The organism is Sphingopyxis sp. CR5 (assembly GCF_059693785.1).
Window position 1 is genome coordinate 1 of sequence record NZ_JCATIE010000009.1, and the last position, 25179, is coordinate 25179.

Genomic DNA, 25179 nt, shown 5'->3' on the forward strand with positions numbered 1-25179 from the left:
TGTTCAACAAACTCAAGAATTGGCGCAGGGTCGCCACCCGCTACGACAAAACCAAGGAATCCTACCTCGGCTTCGTCGCGCTCGCCTCAGTTAAACTCTGGATACCCTTTGTCCACGAAGCCTAGATTGAAAATCTTTGTCGTCGTGCGTCGTAAATAGAGTATGGCCCGCATCAGTGCGGTTATTATCGTTATCTATAATACCAAGGAATTTCAAGGTGTTGATAACATATCCCTCGTTGCTGGGAGCTATTCCGAGTTTCTTGAGCGTCCCGGCATCGACGCTGGGCGGAATTGATTTTCGAAATTGGTTAATCGCCTGCTGAAAAATCCCGCCACTTGGCAAATAAGGATAGGCCATCCTAACTCTCTCCCTCTTTCAATTAATGATTCAACAGTCTTTCCAATCTGTCAAATGCCCCGTCCTAGCGATAACTTACTAAATCCCCACACCATGCTACACTCCCACCCATGCGCGCCCGGAACCCCCTCTACATCATGGCCAAGCCGCCGCCGGAGGTTCAGGCGGCGATCGCCGCGCTGCCGCGCAACGATCCCCGGCGCGGCCCCGACCTGCTCCATGTCACGCTCATCTCGCTCTATGACTTGCATTATGCGCCGCCCGGGTGGCTGCCCGCGACCATCGCCGCGCTGGACGGCTTCGCCGCAGCGCCCTTTCCGCTGCGTTTCGACCGGATCGAGAACCGCAAGGCGGTGACCTTGCGCACCCGCGATCCGCTGGCCGAGGCGCGGGCGTTCCAGAAGGCACTCGTCAACCATCTGCTGCGCGAAAAGGCGCCGATCATGGACGGCACCACCCCCGAACCGCACATCACGATCAACTATCGCGGCGACCGGCTGGGTTCGCAGACATTCGGCGCGCTGAAACGGCCGCCGATCGGCTGGACGGTGGACGAGATCATCCTGACCGAAAGCATCGTCGGCCGGACCACCCATGTCGAACACGGCCGCTGGCCGCTCCGCGCCGGCGCCTGAGTCCGGGCGCGCTTCTCCGCGGCTAACTCGCCAGCGCCATCCGGTCGCGGCCGCCGTCCTTCGCCGCATAGAGCGCGGCGTCCGCGCGCGAGAGCAGGGCGTCGAGCCCTTCGCCCGCCTGTGCCACCGCGACGCCGAAACTGCACGTCATGCGGTGCAGCCCGGCCGCGGCGGGGACGGGCATGTGCGCCAGGTCGTCGGCGATGCGCGCGACCAGCGCCGCCGCGTCGGTTTCGGCGGGAACCAGCAGCGCGAATTCCTCGCCGCCGATCCGCGCCACCAGCCCGCCCTCGGGCGCGGCGCGCGCCAGGACGGCGGCGGCGTGGGTCAGCGCCAGGTCGCCCGCGGCATGGCCCATGCTGTCGTTGATCCGCTTGAAATGGTCGATGTCGGCAATCAGCAGCTGCACCGGCGCGCCCGCCGCCAGCCGCTCGCGCGCCGCCTCGACAAAGGCGCGGCGGTTCGCCAGCCCGGTCATCGCGTCGCACCGCGCCAGCGTCTCCAGCGTCGCATTCGCCCGGTGCAATCGCCAGCTCAGCCACGCAATCCAGCCATAGGCGGGGGGCGCCACCAGCAACGGCACGATCGCCGCCGCCCACATCGCGTGGGAATATTCAAGGTCGCCGAACTGCGTAAAACTCAGGTGGGTGAACAGCATCGACGCCGCGACCGAAAAGCCGACGACCAGCAGCCCGCCCAGGATCAGGCGCAGGGCGGGGTTGACACGGCGGGCGGCGCGATGCGGCATGGCCCGGTTATAACGGCGCCCGGTAAAAACATCTTAAGCAAAATGCCGCCGATGACGCGCATCCCCGCCTTGGCGCCGTGCTATCGCCCGCAGCGGTCCGGCAGACCGAAGGCGGCGCGCGCCGCGGCGGATAGCACCGGAATGCACGCGATCGCGGTGGCCTTCGCGGCGCGGCGGCCTATGATCGCGCGCGGTGGCCGGCCGCCAGGGCAAAGGGGAGGAACGAATGTTCGAGGAAATGGCATCCCATGACGACGATCGCGGCGCGCTGGCCGACTTCGTCGCGCGGGTTTTCGACCTGATCGCCGCGATCGCGTACGACGAATATTTCGAACGCTTCGAATATCCGGGCGACCCGATCCGCTTCGAGGACGACGATCTGGCGCTGTACCGCGCCGCGGTCGACGAGTTTCGGGACAGCGGCTATCTCGACCGGCTGTTCGGCCTGATCGCCGAAATGTCGACCGACGTCATCGTGCTGCACGGGCTGGGCGGGCGGCAGTTGCAGGCAAAGCGGGTGATGGTGCAGCGCGGCGAGCAACGCTTTCTCGCGCGGCCGTCGGGGCGGCTGTTCCGCCGCTTCCTCCAGGGGATCGACGTGCTGCTCGACAGCCTGCTCAGCGCGGTACCCGCGGGGACCGCGCTCAGCGAGCTCAAGGACATGGCCGGGCTGTTGCCGCGCGGCGATTGACCGCTGCCGCAGGGGCACCGGGCGTGAGGAGCGGGGAGCGGCGCGCGGTCAGCGCGCCCCCTGCTCCGGCTCGGGCGGACACAGCGCGACCGTCCGCGTGCGCTGGTCGATCAACAGCGCGACACGCTGCAGCGCGTGGGCGCCGACCAGCAGCTCGGGATAGCGGTCGGACACGCGCACCTCGACGTCGGACAGGGTCGCCGCGCCGATGCGAACCGGGCCGGCCAGCGTCGCGCGGCCCATCTCGATGCGCCCATTGGTCAGCCGCGCGCTGCCCGCCGCCTCGACCGCCGCGCCGCCGCCGACGCGGTCGAACAGCGGCTGCGGCACGACGAAGGCGATATTCGCACCGGTGTCCAGATGGCCCTCGGTCTCGACCCGCCCGATCGCGACCGGGACGCGAAAGGCGCGGTTATAGGTCAGCACGCCGTCGGCGCCGCGTGCCAGCCCGGAGCGCCGCGTGAAGCTCAGCCGGCGGTGCGGATAGTCGATGACGAGCAGGCCGTCGGCAAAGAAGCCGCGCCCGACGATGCCCGCGAACCTCGCCTCCGGCGCCGCCTTGCCGCTATAGTCGCGGGCGATGACCTCCAGGTCGCGGCGCACGAAGCCGCCGAGGTCGATCGACTCGATCCTGACCGTGTCGGCGATCGCGGTCGTGACCCCGTCCGACGTCTCGCGCGTCCCGTGGACGGACAGGCCGAGCGCGGCGACCAGGCTTGCGTCGGCGCGGCCCATGCCGCTCGCGCCGGTGTCGACGGCAAAGGTGAAGGGGCCGGCGCCGTTCACCCGGGCCTCGACATAGATGCGCCCGTCGACGGTGCGGAACGGCACGCTGAACAGCGCGCCTGCGGGTGCGCGCGCGACAAGATCGCAGACCGCCGGAGCGGCGGGCGGGGGGACGGGCGCAGCAGCGTGCGCGCCGACGGGAAGGGCGGCGAAGGTGGCGGCCGACGCCGCGGCGATCGCGGCGGCGCAGGCGCGCCCGGCGGTGTCGGACATGTGGAATCCCCTGGCTAACTGTATTATATCAATAATACAGACCGGTGAGGACCGATGTCAACCGCCGCGCGCGCGCCGGCTCAGCGCTCGTCCTTGTAAAAGGGCCGGTCGCCCGCGATCGTCACCCGCTCCATGCGCCGCACCGCGGGGAAATAGTCCGACGCCGCATAATGCTGCGCGGCGCGATTGTCCCAGAAGGCGATCGAATTCGCCTCCCAGCGAAAGCGGCACTGATATTCGGGCACCGCGGCCTGCGCATAGAGATGTTGCAGCAGCGCCGCGCTCTCCGTCGCGCTCAGCCCGTCGATGTGGCTGGTGAAGGCGGTGTTGACATAGAGCGCCTGTTCGCCCGTTTCGGGGTGGGTCCGCACGACGGGGTGCGACTGCGGCGGATATGTGTCGTGCAACTCTTCGGGCCGTTTGCCGAGCCGCTTGGCAAAGACGCGCGCGATGTCGTGCGTCGCGGTCAGGCTGCGACACCATGTCTGCATCGCCGGCGACAGGCCGCGGAACGCCGCGCCCATGTCGGCGAACAGCGTGTCGCCGCCGACGGGGGGCACCTCGACCGCGCGCAAGATCGACCCGAGCGACGGCTCGGCGCGCCAGGTGACGTCCGAATGCCAGAAATTCTCCTGCCCCTTCGATGCGGGACCGTGCGCGATGTGCAGCACCTCGCGATGTGGCTGATCCTGCGGTGTCGCGGGGTGGATCTCCAGCGTGCCGAATCGCCGGGCAAAGGCGATATGCTGCTCCGCGGTCAGCGGCTGGTCGCGAAAGAAGATGACCTTGTGCGCCAACAGCGCGGCGCGGATTTCGGCGATCGTGTCGTCGTCCTGCTCCTCGCGCAGGTCGACCCCCGCGATTTCGGCGCCGATCTGCGGCGTCATCGGTGCGACCTGCAGCCGCGTGAAACTCGCCTGCGCTGCGGCAATATTCATGGCATCGCTCTCCTGCGTCTCTTTTGCGCGGACATTAGGAGGCCGCGGATGCCGCGAGTCAAGCGCCGCCCTCGATCTCGGCGGTCGCGGCCCGCTCGATCGCGGTGCGCCAGTGCGGCCGCACGGCAAGGCCGAAATGCTCGGACAGCGCCGCCTCTATCCCGTCGGCGGTCAGATAGCGGCGCTCGCTCGCCCCGTCGGCGCGCCGGATCGTCAGGCGGTTGTCGCGCAGCGCATAGCGCGCACCAGCGGTGGTTCGCGCGGCGATCAGGCGATGGCGGAAATGCGAGGCGGGGTGGGTCGCGGTGTACCAGTTGGCCACCTCGTAATCGATCGCGGGCGGCGGCGCGTCGTCGATCACATAGACGGGCCGCCATTCGCCGTCGACGTCGGCCCGCACCGACCATTGCGCGCCGTGCCGCGCGATCCGATAGGCTTCGTGCGCGGTCGGCTGCGCCGCCTCGCTGTCCATCGCGAGCGGCTGGGGCGGCACCGCCGAGCCGAAACCGACGTCGACCAGCCAGGGGCGGCCGTCGAGCCGCACCCGGATCACCATATGGCTGCGCGGTCCCGGCGGGGCGTCGGGCGGCTGCATCCAGCGCACCCGACCGAGCAGCCCCTCGGCCGCAAAGCCGATCGCGCGCAAGACCCGCAGAAACAGCCCGTTCTGTTCGAAGCAATAGCCGCCGCGGCGTTCGCCGATCAGCTTCGCCGCCACCGCGTCGGCGCCGATATCGACATGGCCATCGACCAGCGCGTCGAACGTCTCGAACGGGATGGCGGCGATATGGGCCGCCTGTAGCGCGCGCAGCACCGCCAGGCTCGGCTCGACCGGCCCCGCATGGCCGACGCGCGCGAAATACCGCGGCAGCAGCGCGTCGTCGGCGGCGGGCCCGGGGCCGGGCGCAGCCGGGAAGGCGTCGGAAATCGGGCGATACAACATGGGCAGCTCTCCGTCTGGCGACTCGTCTGCCCCGCTTATGAAAGCTCGACCTTGGTTGAGGTCAAGCGGCGATGGCAGGGGAACCCCACCGCCGCTCGCGGGTCTATACACCAGATGGTTTCGACCCAGGAGAACAGACATGACCCGCTTGCTCATCGCCCCGCTCGCCGCCGCCACCCTGCTCGCGGGCGGCTGCGCCTCGACCGGCTATGGCTATGGCGACGGCTATCGCGACGATTATCGCAGCGGCGGAGGCTGGTACGCCGACGATCATTATCGCGACGGCAATTATCGCGAACGGCGGGTCAATCGCGACGAGCGGATTTATCGCGGCCGCGACGGGCGCTATTATTGCAAGCGGTCCGATGGCACCACCGGTCTGATCATCGGCGGTATCGCCGGCGGCGCGCTAGGCAATGTGATCGCACCGGGCGATTCCAAGACGCTGGGCACCGTGCTCGGCGCGATCGGCGGCGCGGTTGCGGGCCGGGCGATCGACAAGGGCGGCGACGACGACGTCCGCTGCCGCTGACGCCCGCCCGAACGGGCTTTCGACACTGCGGCGGCCGTGGCATGATATCCGGCGAAGGGAGATTGCCATGACCGACCGCCATTCGCCCCGCACCCTGCTGCTCGGCGCCGCCTTGCTGCTGGCGGCGTGCGGCCAACAGGCCAGTGACCGCGCAGACGATGCAAAGCCGCAGCCTGCACAGGCCGCGGGTGGCGCGACCGAACAACCGGCCGCGGACACCGGGCTCGCCGCCTATGCCGGCAAATATCCGTTCGATAAGGTAAACGGCGTCGCGTGGAACGATCATCCCGCGGTCAAGTCGGGCATTGCCGCGACGGTCACCGATGCAAAGATCCGCACGACAATCGAGACGACGGCCGGCCCCGCGGCGCCGATCGAGGAGTGGCAGGGCAGGATGATGGCGTGGGCGTGCGAGGCGCATAATTGCGGTCCGCACCAATGGGCGGTGCTGATCGCCCCGGCGGGGGGCGCCGCCGACGTCTGCTATTATGACGAGAGCGTCGACACGGGTCGCGCCCACTGGTTCCTCGCCGCGGGCAAGGAGGAATGGCGCGACGGCAATTGCCAGCTTGGGCAGGGCGAAAGCTGATCCGCCGCGGCGCGGAGGCGCGCCCTGGGGCCGACCCTGAAGCCTGACCTGTTTCGGTGGAATAAAGCCCCTCCCCTTCAGGGGAGGGGTTGGGGGTGGGGCCATCGGCCTTGCTCAAGGTTTCGAGCCCTCAACCGCTCCCTTGAAGGGGAAGGGGTTTAAAATGGCTCAGCCTGAACAGGCCAGACTCTCTAGTTTTCCAGGCTGTGGTCGAGCGTGATCTCGCAGTTCAGCAGCTTCGAAATCGGGCAATTCGCTTTCGCCCCGGCCGCGATCGCCGCAAATTCGTCGGCTTCGATACCCGAGACGCGGGCGGTGAGTGTCAGCGCCGATCTGGTGACGGTAAAGCCGTCGCCATCCTTGTCCAGCGTCACGTCGGCGGCGGTATCGAGCTGGCCGTCGGCGTGCCCCGCTGCCGCAAGCGCGAAGGACAGCGCCATGGTAAAGCAGGCGGCGTGTGCGGCGGCGATCAGTTCCTCGGGATTGGTGCCCGGACCGTCCTCGAAGCGCGAGGCAAACCCATAGGGCTGCGCGTCCAGCGCGCCTCGCTTGGTCCAGATATGTCCCTTGCCGTCCTTGCCGAATCCTTCGTAGCGGGCGCGGGCGCTGTTTACCGTCATGCTCTGTCTCCTTGTCTCGATATGCTTGCCGGGGGCTCTGACCTTAACGGCAGGGGGCGCTCCCCGGTTCCGTTCAGGCCAGCGCCGGCGCGGCCGGCCCCGCCGCGCCGGCGCGCGCCCACGCGCGTTCGTGGAAGAAAAAGGCCACCGCGTTGACGCACGGTTCGACCAGCGCAATGCCGCCCGCGACATGCGCCGACCCGGTCATCGCATAGGCAACGCCGAACCCGATCGTCAGGTGCAGCGACAAATAGGTCAGGGTCTTGGTCAAATCACGCGGCATCGCCCGTCTCCATCAGCGAACAGGCGTCTTTATTAAGAATGATTCGCAACAATCGCCAGCGCAGCGTATCGCTTACTCTGATCGATTCCGGGCCTCGTTACCTTCCGCGCGCGACCCCGGCGCGGTCGAGCTCGGGACCCAGCCGCCCGGTCAGCCACAGCGCCCACATCCTGAAATCGGCGGCCAGGCTCCACAGCGGATAGGTGAAGGTCGCGGGCCGGTTCTTTTCGACCCCGAAATGCGCGACCCAGGCAAAGGCATAGCCCGCCACGGGCAGCGCCGCGAGCCACCACCAGCGCCCGGTCGCGATCGCCGCAACCGCGATCGCCACGACCAGGCTGGTCCCGACATAATGCAGCGCCCGCGTCCGCACCTTGCTGTGCTCGCGCAGGTAAAAGGGCCAGAAATCGGCGAAACTCGTATAGGCGCGCGCCATGCGCCGACGATGCGCCCGGCGTGCTTTCGCGTCAAGACCGGCGCCCGTCCGCGCCGCCTTCGACGGTCCCGCTGGCGGGACGCGCCCTATCCGAAGCCCACGCGCCCACCCTGTCTCCCTGGGTATGTCGGCCAGATCCCGGCCTTCGCCGGGATGACGATGGCTAGCGCGTCTCCGCCGCCAGCCGCGACATCAGGATGGCCGCGCGCGTCGCCTGCCGCGCGATGCTCGGCAATTCGACGGTTTCCTCGGGGCCGTGGTCGCCGGTCGAATAGGTGCCGAGTCCCGCGAGCGCGTCGATGTCGGGCGCGACGAAGCTGATGTCGGCGGCGCCGCGCTTGATCGGGTCGAGCGCCGCCATCTCGGGCAGGCCGAGGTCGCGGTTCACCGCGTTGAGCCGCGTCAGCAGCGCGCGATTGCCTGTCGTCGGCGCCATCGCGGGATAGCCGCCGGGATCGAATGCCAGCGCCGCGTCGGTGCCCGGCGCATGGTCGGCGACGATCGCCGTCATCTTCGCCTTTACCCGCGCCGCCTGCTCGCCCGACAGCGTGCGCAGGTCGCCGCGCGCGATCGCGATCGCGGCGACGATGTTGGTCTTGCCGCTCGCGGTCGCGCGGATCTTGCCCTCGTCGAGGCTCGCCTGCTCGCCGCCCGCGATCAGCCCGACGTTGAAGGTCAGGTTCGGCTCGGGCAGTTCGGTGCGGAAGCGATGGAGGATGCGCGCGAGTTCATAGATTGCGCCGTCGCCCTGTTCGGGGGTGAAGATGCCCGAACTATGCCCGGTCTTGCCGCTCGCGGTGACGGTCCAGCTTTCGGACGAGCGCCGCGCGACCGAACTCATGTCGGCGCCGCCGTCGCGCACCAGCCCCTCGAAGCCGAGCGCGACGTCGCTGCGCTTGCCCGCGGCGATCAGCGCGGCGCGCGCCGTTTCGATCGGGTCGCCCGCATCCTCCTCGTCGCCGGTCAGGTGGATTTCGATATTCGCGCCCTCGAGCGTCCCGGCCGCCTTCATCGCGCGCAGCGCCGCGACGATCACCGTCATCCCGCCCTTGTCGTCGCCCGCCCCCGGTCCCTTCGCCTTGTCGCCCATGCGCTCGAAGCGCTGGAAGGGCGAATCGGGTTCGAACACCGTGTCGAGATGGCCGATGAGGAGCAGCCGCTTGGCGTCGGCCCGGCCCTTGTGCACCGCGACCAGATGCCCCGCGCGGCCCGTCTCGGGCATCGGGGTCCAGGTGACGGCAAAGCCGAGCGGTTCGAGTTCGGCGCGCATCATCGCGCCGACCTTTTCGACGCCGGCAAGGTTCAGCGTGCCGCTGTTCTGGTTCACCAGCCGCTCGAGCAGCGCGACGTTGCGCTCCTGTTCGGCCGCGACCGTCCTGGCGATCACTTGCTCCGCGGGCGACAGTTTCGCCTGCGCCGGGAGGGCGAGGGCAAGCGGGAGAGCGAGCAGAGCGGCAAGCGATTTCATGGGCGGGGAACTCCTTTGCCTCCCTTGTGGCCGCCCGGCCGCGACGGGGCAAGCGATCAGGCTGCGTCGTCGACCGCGTCGAAATCGTCGAGCCTGTCGAGCGCCTCATAGGCGACGCGGCGAAGCTTGCCGCTGTTCACCGCGAGTCCTTCGGTATCGTGCCCCGACAATTTGTCGACGGTGAAGGCGACCCGCGTCCGGTCGGGCGCCAACTCTTCGAAGGTGAATTTCAGGCCGGTCGCCAGGGCGCCATCGTCGACGCTGTAGATCAGATGCGCCTCGCGCGGGATTTCCATCGCGACCGCGATCTTGACCTTATAGGCGTCGGGTCGCAGCTTCGGCGCGATCTGCTCGAACCCGGGCTCGCCCTTTTCGACGACCAGTTCATAAAGCCGCGTCGAGCCGCCATTGGTGACGAGCGGCAAGCTGGCGAAAGTCCCGTCATCACCGAACATCCTTGCGAACACGTCCTCGCGCGGCGCGGCGACGGTTCGGGTCTGGTTGACGAGTTCGATCGCCTTGCCGCACCCGCCGACCAACGTCAGTGCAGCGACCAGGAATAGGTGACGCAGCATGGAAAGCCCCCCAATCTGCGCCGTGTATAGCCGCTCGGACTTACCAAAGCGTAATCGACCTCCCGATGTGTGTGTCAAGAGTTCTTGACACCCCTTCGCACGGACCTGTAAAGAGCTCTTGACACAAACAGAGGTGGCAATTGGAAAATCGGGTGCGCGATCATCGGGAGGCGGCGGGCTGGAGCCAGGGCGAACTCGCCCGGCGCCTCGGCGTGTCGCGACAGACGATCAACGCGGTCGAAACCGACAAATATGACCCCAGCCTGCCGCTTGCCTTGCGGATGGCGCGCCTGTTCGGGCGCGAAGTACGCGAGCTGTTCATCGACCATTGGACCCCGGAGGATAAAGGATGATCATGGCTATGACCGAAGAGCGGACGCGCGGGTTGAAGAAAACGGCGCTGGGCGCGCTGGTCGGAATGATCGCCGGCGCCGGCGCAATGACCCTTTTCCTGAACGCGGCGGGTGACAGCCTGCTCGATGCGATGGGCGGGTCGCGGATCGCGCTGGCCGGCGTCGGAATCGTCTATTTGCTGGTCGGGCTTTTCGTCGCATTCGGTGTGGCGGCTCCCGGCGCGGGGGCACGGGTGCTGAATGTCGCCGATGCCGAGGAACTGCGCGACGGCCGCTCCAGCCTTCTGCTCTCTTCGCTGACAATGGGCTTGCTCGGCCTTGTCCTGTCCCTGCTCGCGATCGCCCGCGGTCCCGATTTCCCCGATGGGCCGGTTCCCGCTGGCGCAGCGATTGCCGCGCTGGTGCTGTTGCTTGCGGCGGGCGGGTGGATGGTGGTCCGCTATGACTCGCTGGTCGACGAACTCAATCACCAACTCGGGCTGGAGGGTGCGGCTTGGGCGTTCGGCCTCAGCTGGTTGGCGCTGACGCTGTGGGCCGCCGCCGACATGCTCGGTTTCGGGGCGAGGTTGACCGCGGTCGATGCCGTCACCGTGCCGGCCGCGATGTTGCTTGTCGGATCGTTCGTCGCGATCGGCCGGCGCGGGATGATGGTTCGCTGAAACGAAAAGGGGCGTCCGGTCCCCCCAGACCGGACGCCCCATACGCGTCGCTGATCGTTGACGATCAGGCGCTGTAGTACATGTCGAACTCGACCGGGCTCGGCGTCTGCTCAAAGGCATAGACCTCGTCCCACTTGAGTTCGATATAGGCTTCGATCTGGTCCTTCGAGAACACGTCGCCTTTCAGCAGGAAGTCGTGATCGGCGGTCAGGCTGTCGAGCGCTTCGCGAAGCGAACCGCAGACGGTCGGGACGTCGGCCAGTTCCTCGGGCGGCAGGTCATAGAGATTCTTGTCCATCGCGTCGCCGGGGTGGATCTTGTTCTGGATGCCGTCGAGACCCGCCATCAGCAGCGCGGCATAGGCGAGATAGGGGTTCGCCATCGCGTCGGGGAAGCGGAATTCGACGCGCTTCGCCTTGGCGCCCGCGCCATAGGGGATGCGGCACGAGGCCGAGCGGTTGCGGCTCGAATAGGCGAGCAGCACCGGGGCTTCGAAGCCGGGGACGAGGCGCTTGTAGCTGTTGGTCGTCGGGTTGGTGAAGGCGTTCAATGCCTTCGCATGCTTGACGACGCCGCCGATGAAATAAAGGCACATGTCCGACAGCCCGGCATAGCCGTTGCCGGCAAAGCTCGGCTTGCCCTTTTCCCAGATCGACATGTGGGTGTGCATGCCGCTGCCATTGTCGTCCTTGATCGGCTTCGGCATGAAGGTCGCGGTCTTGCCATAGGCATGGGCGACCTGGTGCACGACATATTTGTAGATCTGCATGCGGTCGGCGGTTTCGGTGAGCGTGCCGAAGGTCAGGCCCAGCTCGTGCTGCGCCGCGGCGACTTCATGGTGATGCTTGTCGCAGGGCAGGCCCATTTCGAGCATCGTCGAAACCATCTCGCCGCGGATGTCGACCGCGCTGTCGACCGGTGCGACCGGGAAGTAACCGCCCTTGGCGCGCGGACGGTGTGCAAGGTTGCCGCCTTCATAGCTGCGGCCGGTGTTGGTCGGCAGCTCGATATCGTCGATCTCGAAGCCCGACTTGTTATAGCCGGTTTCGAAGCGGACGTCGTCGAACATGAAGAATTCGGCTTCGGGCCCCACATAGACGGTGTCGCCGATGCCGGTCGAGGCCAGATAGGCCTCGGCGCGCTTCGCGGTCGTGCGCGGGTCGCGGGCATAGCCTTCGCCGGTCGAGGGCTCGACGATGTCGCAGAAGATGACGAGCATCGGCGTCGCCGAGAAGGGATCGTCGTACACCGCGTCGAGGTCGGGCTTCAGGATCATGTCGCTCTCGTTGATCGCTTTCCAGCCCGCGATCGACGAGCCGTCGAACATCAGGCCGTCCTCGAGCGCGTCCTCGTCGATGACGCCGGCGCACATCGTCAGATGCTGCCATTTGCCCTTGGGGTCGGTAAAGCGCAGATCGACCCACTCGATGTCGTTATCCTTGATCCGGGCGATGATGTCCTTGGGCTTGGTGGCCATGGTCGTAAACTTCCTTCTTGCGATGAAATCCCGGCGGTCCGGGGATGTTGAACTGGGCTGGGTCTAGAGCGCGTCTTCGTTGCGCTCGCCGGTGCGGATACGCAGCGCGGTTTCGACGGGAATGACGAAGATCTTGCCGTCGCCGATGCGGCCGGTCTGCGCCGCGGCGGCGATCGCTTCCACGACGCGTTCGGCCAGATTGTCGTCGACGATGACCTCCAGCTTCACCTTCGGCAGGAAATCGACGACATATTCGGCGCCGCGATACAGTTCGGTGTGCCCCTTCTGGCGGCCAAAGCCCTTGGCTTCGGTGACGGTGATGCCGCTCACCCCGACCTCGTGCAGCGCTTCCTTCACCTCGTCCAGCTTGAACGGTTTGATGATCGCCTCAATCTTCTTCACTTACGTCTTCCCCCTTTGGGCTCGTCACCGCGGTTCGCAGTCAATGCCGAACCAGGCGCGCCTGATCCGGTCCCCCGTCGAGTCGGTGCGGTGTGCCGCCATCTTGCATCAATCAAGAGCCGTGCCAATTGGCGAATCGCAAGCTTTCGGTAAGATTTTTGGCACGAAGTTGCGCCATTGCCCGGTCTTTGGGCAATGGCGCGACGTGCATGCTCAAAATTTAAGCAGTCATCGTCCGACGGGGGCCGCGGCGTCGGGCAGATTCTTCTTTGTCCAATTCGATCGTTCGATCACATAGGCGCGGATCGCTTCGGCGTCGGCGGGCGTCAGGACCTTGGCAAAGCTCACCATGCCGCGATCCTTCAGCGCGCCGTCGAGCAAGACGCTCTTCCACGCGTCGGCGCTTGCCAGCGTGCCCGAAACCCGCAGGTCGGGGGTGAAGCCGTTTCCGATCGCGCTATCCCCGTGACAGACCTGGCAATAGCGGCCGAAATGCGCCTTGCCCGCCGCGATCTGTGCGGGCGTCCCGATGGGCGCGGGCGGGTTCCAGGCGAGCTTGGTCGCCGGCGCCGCGGGAAGGGTAACCGCGCCGCCCAGCTTGAGCACGACGAGGCGCGGGATGTTCGGGATTTTTCGCGTCGCGCCGCCGGCGATCCCCGCTGCAAGCGGAAAGGCGCCGCCCTTGCTCGTCATGAAGGCGACATATTGCACCCCGCCGACGCGGAAGGTCGAGGGCGCGCTGACGATACCCGACTGCATGTCGAGGTCGAGGAGTTGCTTGCCGGTGTCGGCCGCATAGGCGCGGAAGCGGCCGAGGCTGGTGCCCTGGAAGACGAGGTTGCCCGCGGTCGTCATCGTGCCGCCGTTCCATGCGGCGGGATAATCGACGCTCCAGGCGACCGTGCCGGCGCGCGGATCGAAGGCGACGAGCCGGCCGGTGGTCGCCGCGATCGCGGCCTTGAACGCGGCGGCATCATCGGGAAGCATCGTACCGGCAAGCGAGGTCCCGACGTTGAAGCCGAGCACCTTTCGCTTGTCGAGTTCGGTCATGTCCTGAAGATAGCCCTGCGGGACTTGCTGCGCGGGGATATAGACGAGACCGGTATTCGGATTGTAGCTCATCGGATGCCAGTTGTGGGCGCCCAGCGCACCGGGAATCGCGATAAAGGGCTTGCCGGTCCTGTAGAAGCGCGCGTCCGGATTTTCGATCGGACGACCGGTCGCCATGTCATAGCCGGTCGCCCAGTTGATCCCGTCGACGAAGGGCTTGGCACCGAGCAGCTTGCCGGTCGTGCGGTCGATGGTGAAGAAGAAGCCGTTTTTGGGGGCATGATACAGCACCTTGGCGGGCCTGCCGTCCACCGACTGCTCGGCGAGGATGATCGGTTGCGTCGCCGTATAGTCCCAGCTTTCGGCCGGGGTTTCCTGATAGTGCCATTTATAGGCGCCGGTATTCGCATCGAGCGCGACGATCGAGGACAGGAACAAATTGTCGCCTTCGCCGTTCGACCGGGTGCCGTGGTTCCACGGGTTGCCGTTGCCGACGCCAAGATAGATCTGGTCCAGATCCTTGTCATAGACGATCGCGTCCCACACGGTGCCGCCGCCGCCCGATTCCTTCCATTCGCCCTTGTCCGACCAGGTCGCGTTCGCCTTCGACGCCAGGATATCGTCGCTGGCGGCATTGTCGGCACGGCCGTCGGGGTTGGGGACCGTGTAGAAACGCCATTTCTGCTTGCCGGTGTCGGCGTCATAGGCGGTGACATAGCCGCGAACGCCGAATTCGGCGCCGCCGCTGCCGATCAGCACCATGTCCTTCACGACGCGCGGTGCGCCGGTGATCGTATAGGGCTGGCGGACGTCGAAGGTCTGGGTCGACCAAAGCTCTTTGCCCGTTTTCTTGTCGAGCGCGATCAGCCGGCCGTCGAGCGCGCCGACGAAGACCTTGTCGCCCCACACCGCGACGCCGCGGTTGACGACGTCGCAGCAGGCATTGACCGCGCGGTCGCCCGGAACCTGCGGGTCGAACGCCCACAGCTTTTTGCCGGTCGCGACATTCCACGCGTCGACCTTTGACCAGGCATGGCTGACGTACAGGATGCCGTCGACGACCACGGGCGTCGCCTCCTGGCCGCGCGCATCGTCGAGGTCGGCGTACCAGGCGATCCCCAGATCGCCGACATTCTTGTCGTTGATGTCGGTCAGCGGGCTGAAGCGTTGCTCGTCATAGCCGTAACCGATGCCGGCCCAATCGTCGCCATTGCCGCCGGTCTTGAGCAGTGCTTCGCTGGCCTGCTCGGCGGGATCGAGGGTCGAAACGCTGCTCGCGGCGTCGCCATCGCCGCTCGTCGACGCGTTGCATGCCGCCAGCACCAGTGCCGCGCTGCCCATCAGCGCGGCGGTCCACACCCGTTTCGCCATGTCTCTCTCCCTCCGCCTTGCTTGACGTTAACGTCAAGTCTGCTCGCAAAGGGACGGGGGTGCAAGGGGGAATCGGTTCCGCCTACTGCCAGGGCGGCGCGTTCAATCCCTGCGGGCTCGCGGTGAAAATTTCGCATCCGTCCTCGGTGATGCCGATGCTGTGCTCGAACTGGGCCGACAGCGACCGGTCGCGCGTCACCGCGGTCCAGCCGTCGGAGAGCATCTTGACCGCATATTTGCCGGTGTTGATCATCGGCTCGATCGTGAAGAACATGCCGGGCTTCAGTTCCGGGCCGGTGCCCGGACGTCCGGCGTGAACGACTTCGGGCGCATCGTGGAACATTTGGCCGAGGCCGTGGCCGCAGAAGTCGCGGACCACCGAATAGCGGTGACGCTCGGCATGGGTCTGGATCGCGTGCGCGACGTCGCCCATCGTGTTGCCGGGTTTCGCCTGCTCGATGCCGAGCATCAGGCATTCATAGGTCACATCGACCAGTCGCCGCGCCTTGATCGGAACGTCGCCGACCAGATACATCCGGCTGGTGTCGCCATGCCAGCCATCGATGATGCTGGTGACGTCGACATTGACGATGTCGCCTTCGCGGAGCGGCCGATCGTCGGGAATGCCGTGGCACACGACATGGTTGATGCTGGTGCAGCAGCTATGCGTGAAGCCGCGATAGCCGAGCGTCGCGGGAATGCCGCCGCCTTCGAGCATTCGTTCGCGCACGAGGTCGTCGATCGCCCCGGTGGTGACGCCGGGCTGGATGAACGACACCAGCTCATCGAGAATGCCGGCCGACAATTGCCCAGCCTTGCGCATGCCCGCGAAGCCCGTCGCATCGTGCAGCTTGATCGTGCCGTCGCGCACGGCAGCGGGGGCGCCGGCGTCGTCGGCGGTCACGGAGATATAATTATACATGGGGGCGATATAGGCGAAGTGGCGTCGGAATGCGAGGGGCGAGGACTCCGATCGCCTTCAAGAAAAGGTGTGCTCCCGCGAAGGCGGGAGCCCATCTCCGGCCGGTGCCAGCTGCAACTGGCGGGTAATGGGTCCCCGCCTTCGCGGGGACACACATGTGCCAGAATGCCTTGAGGGGGTTACTCCGCCGCCTTCTCGGCCTTCGGCTTTGCCTTGCCTTTGCCCTTGCCGCCCTTGGGCGGAGCGGGGGTGATTTCGAAGGTCAACGGGTTGCCGACCTTGGCATCCTCGCCCGCCTTCATCTTCACCTTCACCTCGCCGCCGTGGACGAGTTTGCCGAAGAGCAGTTCCTCGGCGAGCGGCTGCTTGATCTTTTCCTGGATCAGGCGGCCCATCGGACGCGCGCCATAGAGTTTGTCATAGCCCTTCGACGTCAGCCACTGGCGTGCGGCATCGTCGAGCTGGATATGAACATTCCGATCGGCGAGTTGCAGCTCGAGTTCGAGGATGAACTTGTCGACGACGCGTGCGACGACCTCGGGCGGCAGATAGCCGAAGGGCACGATCGCATCGAGGCGGTTGCGGAATTCGGGGGTGAACATGCGCTTCACCGCTTCTTCCTGCACATCCTCGCGAGTCTGCTGGCCGAAACCGATCGATTCGCGCGCCATGTCGCTCGCGCCCGCATTGGTCGTCATGATCAGGATGACGTTGCGGAAGTCGACCGTCTTGCCGTGGTGGTCGGTCAGGCGGCCGTTGTCCATCACCTGGAGCAGGATGTTGAACAGGTCGGGATGCGCCTTCTCGATCTCGTCGAGCAGCAGCACGCAATGCGGGTTCTGGTCGATCGCATCGGTGAGCAGCCCGCCCTGGTCGTAGCCGACATAGCCCGGGGGCGCACCGATCAGGCGGCTCACCGAATGCCGCTCCATATATTCGGACATGTCGAAGCGCTGGAGCGGGATACCGAGCAGGCTTGCGAGCTGCTTCGCCACCTCGGTCTTGCCGACGCCGGTCGGGCCGCTGAACAGATAGTTGCCGATCGGCTTTTCGGGATCGCGCAGCCCTGCGCGCGACAGCTTGATCGCCGACGCGAGCACCTCGATCGCGGTATTCTGTCCGAACACCACGCGCTTGAGGTCGGTCTCGAGCGTTTCGAGCACCTTCTTGTCGTCGCTCGACACCGATTTGGGCGGGATGCGCGCCATCGTCGCGATCACCGCCTCGATCTCCTTGGCGGTGATCGTCTTGCGGCGCTTCGACGGCGGCACGAGCATCTGCATCGCGCCGACCTCGTCGATCACGTCGATCGCCTTGTCGGGCAATTTGCGGTCGTTGATATAGCGTGACGACAGCTCGACCGCCGCGTTGATCGCATCGGCGGTATATTTGACATTGTGATGGCTCTCGAAAGCTTCGCGCAGCCCGGCGAGGATCTTCTTCGTATCCTCGATACTCGGCTCGATCACGTCGATCTTCTGGAACCGTCGCAGCAGCGCACGGTCCTTTTCGAAGTGATTGCGAAACTCCTTGTACGTGGTCGATCCGATGCAGCGGATGACGCCGCCGGAGAGGGCGGGCTTGAGCAGGTTCGACGCATCCATCGCGCCGCCGCTGGTCGCGCCGGCGCCGATCACCGTATGGATCTCGTCGATGAACAAGATCGCGTGCGGCAGTCCTTCGAGTTCGGAGACGACCTGCTTCAGCCGCTCCTCGAAATCGCCGCGATAACGCGTACCGGCGAGCAGTGCGCCCATGTCGAGCGAATAGATCACCGCTTCCTTCAGAACCTCGGGCACGTCGCCCTCGACGATCTTGCGTGCGAGCCCCTCCGCGATCGCCGTCTTGCCGACGCCCGGATCGCCGACATAGAGCGGGTTGTTCTTGCTGCGGCGGCAGAGGATCTGGATCGTGCGGTCGACCTCGGCCGAGCGGCCGATCAGCGGATCGACCTTGCCGCCCTTCGCCTTTTCGTTGAGGTTGACGGTGAACTGATCGAGGGCGGTCTCTTTCTTGTTCTTGCCGTCCGACTTTTCCTTCGCCTCTTCCTTTTCCTCGGGCTCGGCCTGCGGCGAGGGCTTGCCGCCCTTGCCGACGCCGTGGCTAAGGTAGGACACCGCGTCGAGCCGCGTCAGATCCTGCTGCTGCAGGAAATAGACGGCATAGGATTCGCGTTCGGAAAACAGCGCGACGAGGACGTTGGCGCCCGTCACCTCGTCCTTGCCCGACGACTGGACGTGCAGGATCGCGCGCTGGACGACGCGCTGGAAACCGCTGGTCGGAGAGGGGTCGCTGTGGCCCTCTACCTTCAGACTGTCGAGTTCGGTGTCGAGATAGTGGACCACCGCCGATTGCAGATCGCCCAGGGCGACGCCGCACGCCCGCATCACCTCCGCGGCATGTTCGTCGTCGATCAGCGCAAAGAGCAGATGCTCGAGCGTCGCATATTCATGGTGCCGCTCCGACGCGGCTTTCAGCGCATTGTGCAGGGTCTTTTCGAGCGATTCCGAAAAGGACGGCATGGGTCGTTCTCCTTGCGGGACCCGCCGGGGAGAGGCGGCCCCCTTAGGATGACAAGGTGGCGATGCCGCCGCCTCACCGCAAGGGAAAAGCGGTCGGCCGTATGAAATTACCATGACAGCCCTGCGTCATGGTTAGGGTCAGGACCCATTAATTGTACGATCGAGGTTTGAAGCGATTTTGTTCAGTGCGAGGCGGAAAGGCGAAGGAATATGTCGATATTTCCAGTCTTTCCAACGACGCAATGGACAAAATCGGTCAAATCCCGAAGGGACGTCGAAATGGCTTCGATATCGGGCCCGCGCGGCCTTGCGGGTAGCGATGCTACCCGCTGCGCCCGCCCGAACCCGATATCTTCGCCATTTCGACGCCTCGATCGTGCAATTAATGGGTCCTGACCCTAACGGAGCGGTTGCAAAATTCTGCATCGACCGGGAGCGGCGAGATGCCCGTTCATCAAATCGAAATGATCGGCGTGGTTAAGCGCCGGCGCCCCGCTCCTCTCTCCCTACGTCTCACCGGAGCGGGGCACTCCTATCCCTTTTTGAACAGCGCCTCGGCGTTCGCCTTGAAGCTGCCGGCGGCGGCCATATGCGCCCTGGTGCGCGCCATCTCGGCGTCGAGGACCGCTATACGGTCTTTCAGCTCCTCGAGGGACAGCGGGTCGAGCGACTGCTTGGTCAGCGCGGCGAGAATATCGTCGCGGCGGCGGGGAAGGTCATCGTCGTCCATCCAAAACATCCTTTCGCGGCGCGCAACTGTTGACCCGTGCCGCCGCGCTGTCAATAAGGCGGCCCGAGTGGGATTTCGGTATATATGGGGGACTTAGCGTGACCAAGCTGCCAGCGACGATGACCGCCATCGCGATCCGCGAACCGGGCGGGCCCGAGGTGCTGGTGCCCGAGCAGCGCCCGGTGCCGCAGCCGGGGGCCGGCGAATTGCTTGTCAGGGTCGCCGCCGCAGGGGTCAACCGGCCCGACGTCCTTCAGCGCATGGGATTCTATCCGCCGCCGCCGGGGGCATCCGACCTGCCGGGACTCGAGGTTGCCGGCACGGTGGCCGCGGTCGGGCCGGGGGTCGATCCCGAATGTCTGGGCCAGTCGGTTTGCGCGCTCGTCGCGGGCGGCGGCTATGCCGAATATTGCGTCGCGCCGGCCGGCAGCGTCCTGCCGGTGCCGTCCGGCTTTTCGATGGCCGAGGCCGCGGCGCTTCCGGAAACCGTGTTCACCGTGTGGCACAATCTGTTCGAGCGAGGCTGGATCAAGGAGGGCGAAACCGCCCTTGTGCATGGCGGCACCAGCGGGATCGGGACGACCGCGATCGGCCTGTGCAAGCTGTTCGACATCCGTATCGCCGTGACCTGCGGCAGCGCGGACAAGTGCGATGCGGCGCGCGCGCTCGGCGCCGACCTTGCGATCGATTATTCGGCGGAGGATTATGTCGAGGCGGTCAAGGCCTTTACCGGCGGTGCGGGGGTCGACGTGGTCCTCGACATGGTGGGCGGCGATTATGTGCCGCGCAACCTCGCCTGCCTGGCCGACGACGGCCGCCATGTCACCATCGCCTTTCAGCGCGGTGCGACGGCGGAGGTCGACATGTCGCAGCTCATGCGTCGCCGCCTGACGATGACCGGCTCGACGCTGCGGGCGCGCAGCGCCGATTTCAAGGCGGCGCTCGCCGACGAGATCCACAAGACGCTCTGGCCCCGGCTTGGCGAAGGCGGGTGGAAGCCGGCGATGGACCAGAACTTTCCCCTCGCCGAAGCCGCCGCCGCCCACGCGCGCATGCAGGCGGGCGCCCACGTCGGAAAGATCGTGCTGACGGTCGAATGACGGCTCGCGGCCGATTGCGGACATATTCTTTATCGTCACCCCGGACTTGATCCGGGGTCCATTAGGCGCAGCGTCGGGGGAGTGGATCCCGGATCAAGTCCGGGATGACGAAAAAGGCGGACGTCCGCTCCCCATCCCAAATCGGACATCCGCCCCGAAAAAAAGCTGTCCTACATTATCCGGCTGTGCCAGCCTTCGTCCCGGCTCTTTCGACAGGCGGGAGCCGGCCCTGCCTGTTCGCCGAACGCGACCCATCGGCGGCCGCACAGGGCTGAACTTTACTGAACTTTGAAATGACAGCGCGGATCCGGCCCGCGACAGCCGAAGACGGCAAGGGCAACGGGCCACCCCGAAGGCGCCCCGCAATCCCCGCTCTTGCCCCGTTCGCCAAACCGGCATATAGCCGCCACCGATATCCGGCCGCCCCGCGAGGGGCGGCCCTTATTTTTTCCGCCCATGGAGATAGCGTCATGGCCAATGCCAATCCGACCCCGCTGATGCCGCATGCGACCGCCGCCTGGCTGGTCGACAACACCGGACTAACCTTTGTCCAGATCGCCGATTATTGCGGTATCCACATTCTGGAAGTGCAGGCGATCGCCGACGAGACCGCGGCGACCAAATATACGGGCCGCGATCCGGTCCGCGCGCACGAACTGTCGCTCGAAGAAATCGAGAAGGGCCAGAAGGATCCGAACTACAAGCTCAAGATGAGCGTGCAGGCGCAGGATACGATCCGCCGCACCCGCGGCCCGCGCTACACGCCGGTCAGCAAGCGCCAGGACAAGCCCGACGGCATCGCCTGGATCCTGAAGAACCATCCCGAAGTGTCGGACGGCGCGATCGGCAAGCTGATCGGTACCACGCGCAACACGATCGGTGCGATCCGCGACCGTAGCCACTGGAACAGTGCGAATATCGTGCCCAAGGATCCGGTGACGCTCGGCCTCTGTTCGCAGCGCGAACTCGACGCGATCGTTGCCAAGGCGGCGAAGAAGGCCGGGATCAAGGCGCCCGAGGACAGTCGCCTCGAGGGTGATCGCGAGGCGCTGCTCGAAGAGCTGCGTGCCGAGCGCACCGCGGCGGCCGAAGCCCGTGCCGCCGAGGAAGCCGCAGGCGGCGACGAGGATTGACGCATGGCTGGGGACGGCGAAGACGATGGCATTCCGGCCGGTTCGGGCTCGCCCGACGCTTCGCTGACCCAGGACGACAGCTTTACCGCGACGAGCCATGCCGGCCTGACCTACCCTTGGGGTGACTCCGCGCCCGGCGCGGGCGAGACGTTTCGGATCGCCGACGGAATCAGCTGGGCGCGCATCCCGATGCCCGGCTCGCTTGGTCACATCAACAGCTGGCTGCTCGACGACGATGGCGCGGACACGCACGGCGTCGCGGTCGTCGACACCGGGGTATGCCTGACGCTCTGTTCGGACGCGTGGAAGGCCCTGTATGCCGGTGCGCTGTCGGATGCGCGCATCACCCGGGTGATCGGCACCCACCTCCATCCCGACCATATCGGGCTCGCCGGCTGGATCGCGAAGAAGCGCGGGGTCAAGCTGTGGATGACGCGCGGCGAGATGCTCACCGCGCGCACGATCGTCGGCGACACCAGCGACACCGTGCCCGACGAGGTGCTCGTTCAGTCGCGCGCCGCCGGATGGAGCGAGGAGGCGATCGAGCGCCAGCGCAGTGAGGGCTGGGGCCGCTTCGCGGCGATGATTTTTGCTTTGCCGCGCAGCTATGTGCGGATCAAGGACGGCGACGTGCTCGACATGGGGGCGCACAAATGGCGCGTCGTTACCGGATCGGGGCACAGTCCCGAACATGCGTGCCTGTGGAACGAGCACACGGGCGTGCTGGTGTCGGGCGATCAGGTGCTGCCGCGGATCAGCTCGAACGTGTCGGTCAACATCACCGAACCCGACGCCGACCCGCTGGGCGAATGGCTGGCGTCGATCGACAAGTTGCTCGCCACCGTGCCCGCCGACGTGCTGACCTGTCCGGCGCACGGCGAACCCTTCAAGGGGCTGCATGTCCGCCTGACCGCGCTGCGCGACGAGCATCGCATGCGCCTCTATAAGCTCGCCGAAGCGGCGAGCGAGGCGCCGATGCGCGCCGTCGACACCTTTCCGTTGCTTTTCAACCGGCCGATCGGCGCGCATAATCAGGGGCTCGCGACCGGGGAGGCGCTCGCGCATCTCAAGCGGCTCGAAGTCGAGGGGCGGGTGACCAAAGAGGATCGCGACGGCGTCTGGTGGTACCGCGCCGTCGCGTGAAGACGCGAAACCAGCCTGGACGATGACGGACCCCGCGGCATCGCCCGGAAAGTTCAAACTAGCCCGCATAACAGATTCTCTTGCGGCGGCAGGGGTGGCGTTGCCGCCCAACTTATGCTTATGCGGCGCCGCATATCTCCCGTTTCCAGAGTCGAAAGGCCCGGCAGAGCTCATGAACATCCACGAATATCAGGCGAAAGAATTGCTCGCGAAACATGGCGTCGCGGTGCCCAAGGGCATTGCCGCGATGAGCGTCGAAGAGGCGGTTGCCGCCGCGAAGCAGCTTCCCGGACCGCTCTATGTCGTCAAGGCGCAGATCCACGCGGGCGGCCGCGGCAAGGGCAAATTCAAGGAACTCGGACCCGATGCAAAGGGCGGCGTGCGCCTGGCCAAGTCGATCGAAGACGTCGAAGCTGCCGCAAAGGACATGCTCGGCAACACGCTGGTGACGATTCAGACCGGCGAAGCCGGCAAGCAGGTCAACCGCCTCTACATCACCGACGGCGCGGACATCAAAAAGGAATATTATCTCGCGCTCCTCGTCGACCGTGCCACCAGCCGCATCGCGGTGGTCGCCTCGACCGAAGGCGGGATGGATATCGAGACCGTGGCGCACAATACGCCCGACAAGATCCACACGATCGTGATCGACCCCGCCACCGGGTTGATGCCGCACCATGGGCGCAGCGTTGCTGCGGCGCTCGAGCTGGAGGGCGACCTCGCCAAGCAGGCGGCAAAGGTTCTCGCGGGCCTCTACAGCGCTTTCCTCGCGACCGACGCGGAGCAGATCGAGATCAACCCCCTCGCGGTCTGCGAAGGTGCGAATGGCGACGAACTGCTCGTTCTCGACGCCAAGCTCGGCTTCGACGGAAACGCGATGTTCCGCCACAAGGACATCGCCGAACTGCGCGACCTGACCGAGGAAGACCCGGCCGAAGTCGAGGCGAGCGAATATGACCTCGCCTACATCAAGCTCGACGGTAATATCGGCTGCATGGTCAACGGCGCCGGCCTTGCGATGGCGACGATGGATATCATCAAGCTCAACGGCGCCTTCCCGGCGAACTTCCTCGACGTCGGGGGCGGCGCATCGACGGAAAAGGTGACCGCGGCGTTCAAGATCATCCTGAAGGATCCGGCGGTGCAGGGCATCCTGGTCAACATCTTCGGCGGCATCATGAAGTGCGACATCATCGCCGAGGGCATCGTCGCCGCGGCGAAGGAAGTGAACCTTTCGGTCCCGCTCGTCGTTCGCCTGGAAGGGACGAACGTCGAGCAGGGCAAGGAAATCCTGGCCAGCAGCGGCCTGGCGATCGTTCCCGCCAACGATCTGGGCGACGCGGCGAAGAAGATCGTCGCCGAGGTCGGCAAGGCCGCGTGACGAGTTTCCCTCTCGCCTTGGGGGAGAGGGTTGCGCAGACTTGCCAGCCTGCTGGCTAGTCGAAGCTGGGTGAGGGGTATGCGAGCCACAGGCTCGCGCGGAGCGCCGCTCCGCCCACCCTCATCCAAGGTCGCCTGATCGCCTTCGGCGATAAGGCTCCCTATCCTTCTCCCATCTAGGGAGAAGGGATGAACGGGTTCGATTGGTTGACGTTTACGTAAACGCCAATTATGGCGCAGTGCAACATTCTCGAGAGGAGCTGAAGAGCCATGAAAATCCTCGTCCCCGTGAAGCGGGTGCTCGATTACAACGTGAAGCCGCGGGTGAAATCCGACGGCACGGGCGTCGATCTGGCGAACGTCAAGATGTCGATGAACCCGTTCGACGAGATCGGCGTCGAAGAGGCGATTCGCCTCAAGGAAAAGGGCGTCGCGACCGAGGTCGTCGCCGTGTCCGTCGGTCCGGCAAAGGCGCAGGAAACGCTGCGCACCGCGCTGGCGATGGGCGCCGACCGCGCGATCCTCGTCCAGACCGACGATGCCGTCGAGCCGCTTGCGCTCGCGAAGATCTTCAAGGCGATCGCCGAGGCCGAGCAGCCCGGCCTCGTCATCCTCGGCAAGCAGGCGATCGACGACGACAACAACCAGACCGGCCAGATGCTCGCCGCGCTGACCGACTGGGCGCAGGGCACCTTTGCCAGCAAGGTCGAGGTCGAAGGCGAGCAGGTCAGCGTCACGCGTGAGGTCGATGGCGGGCTCGAGACGGTGAAGCTGAAGCTCCCCGCGATCGTCACCACCGACCTTCGCCTCAACGAGCCGCGCTATGCGAGCCTCCCCAACATAATGAAGGCGAAGTCGAAGCCGCTCGATACCAAGTCGCCCGCCGATTACGGCGTCGACACCAGCCCGCGCGTCAAGGTGCTCAAGGTCGGCGAACCCCCGGTTCGCCAGGCGGGCATCAAGGTCGCCGACGTCGACGAACTGGTCGCCAAGCTGAAAGCGATTGGCGTCCACAGCTGAAATATTCCACCCCCGTTCGCCCTGAGCTTGTCGAAGGGCCGTTCTTTTCGGGAACGTCACAAGAAAGGGCAGGCCCCGGATCGGGTCCGGGGTCAGCCCG

At 65.9% G+C, this 25179-nt stretch carries 27 protein-coding genes and 1 pseudogene; 13 read left to right on the forward strand and 15 right to left on the reverse strand.

The features are described from left to right. The 3 genes and pseudogenes from AC58D2_RS14180 to AC58D2_RS14190 form a co-directional block, all read left to right on the forward strand. Positions 1-125 (forward strand): annotated as a pseudogene (locus tag AC58D2_RS14180) (IS5 family transposase); the annotation flags it as partial. A 37-nt stretch (positions 126-162) separates the two neighbouring features. After that, entirely contained in the window at positions 163-297 is a 135-nt protein-coding gene (locus AC58D2_RS14185) for a hypothetical protein (protein WP_497391418.1), read from the forward strand. 173 nt (positions 298-470) lie between these two features. Continuing rightward, positions 471-995 carry a 2'-5' RNA ligase family protein gene (locus AC58D2_RS14190; protein ID WP_497391420.1) on the forward strand — a complete coding sequence of 175 codons (525 nt, stop codon included), beginning with the start codon at positions 471-473 and terminating at the stop codon, positions 993-995. 22 nt (positions 996-1017) lie between these two features. Here AC58D2_RS14190 and AC58D2_RS14195 read toward each other — a convergent pair whose 3' ends face one another. Beyond that, positions 1018-1743 (reverse strand): GGDEF domain-containing protein, encoded by a 726-nt coding sequence (locus tag AC58D2_RS14195; protein WP_497391422.1) that lies wholly within the window; start codon positions 1741-1743, stop codon positions 1018-1020. Between the two features lie 226 nt (positions 1744-1969). Here AC58D2_RS14195 and AC58D2_RS14200 point away from each other — a divergent pair, with 226 nt between their 5' ends. Then, the gene (locus tag AC58D2_RS14200) at positions 1970-2434 is read left to right on the forward strand and encodes a hypothetical protein (RefSeq protein WP_497391424.1); all 465 of its coding nucleotides are present in this window, start codon (positions 1970-1972) and stop codon (positions 2432-2434) included. Between the two features lie 48 nt (positions 2435-2482). Here AC58D2_RS14200 and AC58D2_RS14205 read toward each other — a convergent pair whose 3' ends face one another. The 3 genes from AC58D2_RS14205 to AC58D2_RS14215 form a co-directional block, all read right to left on the reverse strand. Then, positions 2483-3433: an aspartyl protease family protein gene (locus AC58D2_RS14205; protein WP_497391425.1), complete on the reverse strand. Its 951-nt coding sequence runs from the start codon at positions 3431-3433 to the stop codon at positions 2483-2485. A gap of 80 nt (positions 3434-3513) precedes the next feature. Then, positions 3514-4371, reverse strand: a complete 858-nt coding sequence (locus tag AC58D2_RS14210; RefSeq protein WP_497391427.1) for a TauD/TfdA dioxygenase family protein — start codon at positions 4369-4371, stop codon at positions 3514-3516. 58 nt (positions 4372-4429) lie between these two features. Further along, entirely contained in the window at positions 4430-5314 is an 885-nt protein-coding gene (locus AC58D2_RS14215) for an arylamine N-acetyltransferase family protein (RefSeq protein ID WP_497391429.1), read from the reverse strand. Between the two features lie 139 nt (positions 5315-5453). Between AC58D2_RS14215 and AC58D2_RS14220 the strand changes: the two genes are divergently transcribed. Further along, positions 5454-5846 carry a glycine zipper 2TM domain-containing protein gene (locus AC58D2_RS14220; RefSeq protein ID WP_497391431.1) on the forward strand — a complete coding sequence of 131 codons (393 nt, stop codon included), beginning with the start codon at positions 5454-5456 and terminating at the stop codon, positions 5844-5846. 67 nt (positions 5847-5913) lie between these two features. Beyond that, a complete protein-coding gene (locus AC58D2_RS14225; protein ID WP_497391433.1) occupies positions 5914-6435 on the forward strand; it encodes a hypothetical protein in 522 nt (173 codons plus the stop codon). Between the two features lie 191 nt (positions 6436-6626). On the opposite strand, the gene AC58D2_RS14230 is transcribed toward AC58D2_RS14225, so the two are convergent. From AC58D2_RS14230 to AC58D2_RS14250, 5 genes are all read right to left on the reverse strand, one after another. After that, positions 6627-7055, reverse strand: a complete 429-nt coding sequence (locus tag AC58D2_RS14230) for an OsmC family protein (RefSeq protein ID WP_497391434.1) — start codon at positions 7053-7055, stop codon at positions 6627-6629. Positions 7056-7128: 73 nt separating this feature from the next. Further along, entirely contained in the window at positions 7129-7338 is a 210-nt protein-coding gene (locus AC58D2_RS14235; RefSeq protein WP_497391436.1) for a DUF2061 domain-containing protein, read from the reverse strand. 97 nt (positions 7339-7435) lie between these two features. Next, the gene (locus AC58D2_RS14240; protein WP_497391438.1) at positions 7436-7774 is read right to left on the reverse strand and encodes an Mpo1-like protein; all 339 of its coding nucleotides are present in this window, start codon (positions 7772-7774) and stop codon (positions 7436-7438) included. Positions 7775-7937: 163 nt separating this feature from the next. Continuing rightward, positions 7938-9242, reverse strand: a complete 1305-nt coding sequence (locus tag AC58D2_RS14245; RefSeq protein WP_497391440.1) for a M20/M25/M40 family metallo-hydrolase — start codon at positions 9240-9242, stop codon at positions 7938-7940. 56 nt (positions 9243-9298) lie between these two features. Beyond that, complete coding sequence (locus AC58D2_RS14250) at positions 9299-9817, reverse strand: hypothetical protein (RefSeq protein ID WP_497391442.1); 519 nt, start codon at positions 9815-9817, stop codon at positions 9299-9301. A 140-nt stretch (positions 9818-9957) separates the two neighbouring features. On the opposite strand from AC58D2_RS14250, the gene AC58D2_RS14255 reads away from it, so the two are divergent. Together AC58D2_RS14255 and AC58D2_RS14260 are read left to right on the forward strand one after the other, a co-directional pair. Then, positions 9958-10170, forward strand: coding sequence for a helix-turn-helix transcriptional regulator (locus tag AC58D2_RS14255; RefSeq protein WP_497391444.1), 213 nt, complete (start codon positions 9958-9960; stop codon positions 10168-10170). Between the two features lie 2 nt (positions 10171-10172). Next, positions 10173-10829: a hypothetical protein gene (locus AC58D2_RS14260; RefSeq protein ID WP_497391446.1), complete on the forward strand. Its 657-nt coding sequence runs from the start codon at positions 10173-10175 to the stop codon at positions 10827-10829. A 64-nt stretch (positions 10830-10893) separates the two neighbouring features. Here the strand turns inward: AC58D2_RS14260 and glnA are convergent, their stop codons facing one another. From glnA to AC58D2_RS14290, 6 genes are all read right to left on the reverse strand, one after another. Then, entirely contained in the window at positions 10894-12306 is a 1413-nt protein-coding gene (gene glnA / locus AC58D2_RS14265; RefSeq protein ID WP_497391448.1) for a type I glutamate--ammonia ligase, read from the reverse strand. Positions 12307-12369: 63 nt separating this feature from the next. After that, positions 12370-12708, reverse strand: a complete 339-nt coding sequence (locus tag AC58D2_RS14270; protein ID WP_497391450.1) for a P-II family nitrogen regulator — start codon at positions 12706-12708, stop codon at positions 12370-12372. Positions 12709-12936: 228 nt separating this feature from the next. Continuing rightward, complete coding sequence (locus AC58D2_RS14275) at positions 12937-15129, reverse strand: PQQ-dependent dehydrogenase, methanol/ethanol family (RefSeq protein ID WP_497391452.1); 2193 nt, start codon at positions 15127-15129, stop codon at positions 12937-12939. 82 nt (positions 15130-15211) lie between these two features. Then, positions 15212-16051, reverse strand: a complete 840-nt coding sequence (gene map / locus AC58D2_RS14280) for a type I methionyl aminopeptidase (RefSeq protein WP_497391454.1) — start codon at positions 16049-16051, stop codon at positions 15212-15214. Positions 16052-16230: 179 nt separating this feature from the next. Beyond that, on the reverse strand, positions 16231-18573 hold the full coding sequence (clpA, locus tag AC58D2_RS14285; protein ID WP_497391456.1) for an ATP-dependent Clp protease ATP-binding subunit ClpA: 2343 nt from the start codon (positions 18571-18573) through the stop codon (positions 16231-16233). A 532-nt stretch (positions 18574-19105) separates the two neighbouring features. Next, positions 19106-19303, reverse strand: coding sequence for a DUF1192 family protein (locus AC58D2_RS14290; protein ID WP_497391458.1), 198 nt, complete (start codon positions 19301-19303; stop codon positions 19106-19108). 98 nt (positions 19304-19401) lie between these two features. Here AC58D2_RS14290 and AC58D2_RS14295 point away from each other — a divergent pair, with 98 nt between their 5' ends. From AC58D2_RS14295 to AC58D2_RS14315, 5 genes are all read left to right on the forward strand, one after another. Further along, positions 19402-20403 (forward strand): NAD(P)H-quinone oxidoreductase, encoded by a 1002-nt coding sequence (locus AC58D2_RS14295; RefSeq protein WP_497391460.1) that lies wholly within the window; start codon positions 19402-19404, stop codon positions 20401-20403. A 470-nt stretch (positions 20404-20873) separates the two neighbouring features. Next, positions 20874-21536, forward strand: coding sequence for a cell cycle transcriptional regulator TrcR (locus tag AC58D2_RS14300; RefSeq protein WP_497391462.1), 663 nt, complete (start codon positions 20874-20876; stop codon positions 21534-21536). Positions 21537-21539: 3 nt separating this feature from the next. Continuing rightward, positions 21540-22679, forward strand: a complete 1140-nt coding sequence (locus AC58D2_RS14305) for an MBL fold metallo-hydrolase (protein ID WP_497391464.1) — start codon at positions 21540-21542, stop codon at positions 22677-22679. A 172-nt stretch (positions 22680-22851) separates the two neighbouring features. Further along, the gene (sucC, locus tag AC58D2_RS14310; RefSeq protein WP_497391466.1) at positions 22852-24060 is read left to right on the forward strand and encodes an ADP-forming succinate--CoA ligase subunit beta; all 1209 of its coding nucleotides are present in this window, start codon (positions 22852-22854) and stop codon (positions 24058-24060) included. A gap of 269 nt (positions 24061-24329) precedes the next feature. Beyond that, positions 24330-25079, forward strand: coding sequence for an electron transfer flavoprotein subunit beta/FixA family protein (locus tag AC58D2_RS14315; RefSeq protein ID WP_497391468.1), 750 nt, complete (start codon positions 24330-24332; stop codon positions 25077-25079). The last annotated feature ends 100 nt before the right edge of the window (positions 25080-25179 follow it).

Excerpts from the sequence above, each read along its gene's own strand:
- AC58D2_RS14185 (WP_497391418.1), top strand. The coding sequence starts at position 163 with ATGGCCCGCATCAGTGCGGTTATTATCGTTATCTATAATACCAAGGAA.
- AC58D2_RS14190 (WP_497391420.1), top strand. The coding sequence starts at position 471 with ATGCGCGCCCGGAACCCCCTCTACATCATGGCCAAGCCGCCGCCGGAG.
- AC58D2_RS14195 (WP_497391422.1), bottom strand. The coding sequence starts at position 1,743 with ATGCCGCATCGCGCCGCCCGCCGTGTCAACCCCGCCCTGCGCCTGATC.
- AC58D2_RS14200 (WP_497391424.1), top strand. The coding sequence starts at position 1,970 with ATGTTCGAGGAAATGGCATCCCATGACGACGATCGCGGCGCGCTGGCC.
- AC58D2_RS14205 (WP_497391425.1), bottom strand. The coding sequence starts at position 3,433 with ATGTCCGACACCGCCGGGCGCGCCTGCGCCGCCGCGATCGCCGCGGCG.
- AC58D2_RS14210 (WP_497391427.1), bottom strand. The coding sequence starts at position 4,371 with ATGAATATTGCCGCAGCGCAGGCGAGTTTCACGCGGCTGCAGGTCGCA.
- AC58D2_RS14215 (WP_497391429.1), bottom strand. The coding sequence starts at position 5,314 with ATGTTGTATCGCCCGATTTCCGACGCCTTCCCGGCTGCGCCCGGCCCC.
- AC58D2_RS14220 (WP_497391431.1), top strand. The coding sequence starts at position 5,454 with ATGACCCGCTTGCTCATCGCCCCGCTCGCCGCCGCCACCCTGCTCGCG.
- AC58D2_RS14225 (WP_497391433.1), top strand. The coding sequence starts at position 5,914 with ATGACCGACCGCCATTCGCCCCGCACCCTGCTGCTCGGCGCCGCCTTG.
- AC58D2_RS14230 (WP_497391434.1), bottom strand. The coding sequence starts at position 7,055 with ATGACGGTAAACAGCGCCCGCGCCCGCTACGAAGGATTCGGCAAGGAC.
- AC58D2_RS14235 (WP_497391436.1), bottom strand. The coding sequence starts at position 7,338 with ATGCCGCGTGATTTGACCAAGACCCTGACCTATTTGTCGCTGCACCTG.
- AC58D2_RS14240 (WP_497391438.1), bottom strand. The coding sequence starts at position 7,774 with ATGGCGCGCGCCTATACGAGTTTCGCCGATTTCTGGCCCTTTTACCTG.
- AC58D2_RS14245 (WP_497391440.1), bottom strand. The coding sequence starts at position 9,242 with ATGAAATCGCTTGCCGCTCTGCTCGCTCTCCCGCTTGCCCTCGCCCTC.
- AC58D2_RS14250 (WP_497391442.1), bottom strand. The coding sequence starts at position 9,817 with ATGCTGCGTCACCTATTCCTGGTCGCTGCACTGACGTTGGTCGGCGGG.
- AC58D2_RS14260 (WP_497391446.1), top strand. The coding sequence starts at position 10,173 with ATGGCTATGACCGAAGAGCGGACGCGCGGGTTGAAGAAAACGGCGCTG.
- glnA (WP_497391448.1), bottom strand. The coding sequence starts at position 12,306 with ATGGCCACCAAGCCCAAGGACATCATCGCCCGGATCAAGGATAACGAC.
- AC58D2_RS14275 (WP_497391452.1), bottom strand. The coding sequence starts at position 15,129 with ATGGCGAAACGGGTGTGGACCGCCGCGCTGATGGGCAGCGCGGCACTG.
- map (WP_497391454.1), bottom strand. The coding sequence starts at position 16,051 with ATGTATAATTATATCTCCGTGACCGCCGACGACGCCGGCGCCCCCGCT.
- clpA (WP_497391456.1), bottom strand. The coding sequence starts at position 18,573 with ATGCCGTCCTTTTCGGAATCGCTCGAAAAGACCCTGCACAATGCGCTG.
- AC58D2_RS14290 (WP_497391458.1), bottom strand. The coding sequence starts at position 19,303 with ATGGACGACGATGACCTTCCCCGCCGCCGCGACGATATTCTCGCCGCG.
- AC58D2_RS14300 (WP_497391462.1), top strand. The coding sequence starts at position 20,874 with ATGGCCAATGCCAATCCGACCCCGCTGATGCCGCATGCGACCGCCGCC.
- AC58D2_RS14305 (WP_497391464.1), top strand. The coding sequence starts at position 21,540 with ATGGCTGGGGACGGCGAAGACGATGGCATTCCGGCCGGTTCGGGCTCG.
- sucC (WP_497391466.1), top strand. The coding sequence starts at position 22,852 with ATGAACATCCACGAATATCAGGCGAAAGAATTGCTCGCGAAACATGGC.
- AC58D2_RS14315 (WP_497391468.1), top strand. The coding sequence starts at position 24,330 with ATGAAAATCCTCGTCCCCGTGAAGCGGGTGCTCGATTACAACGTGAAG.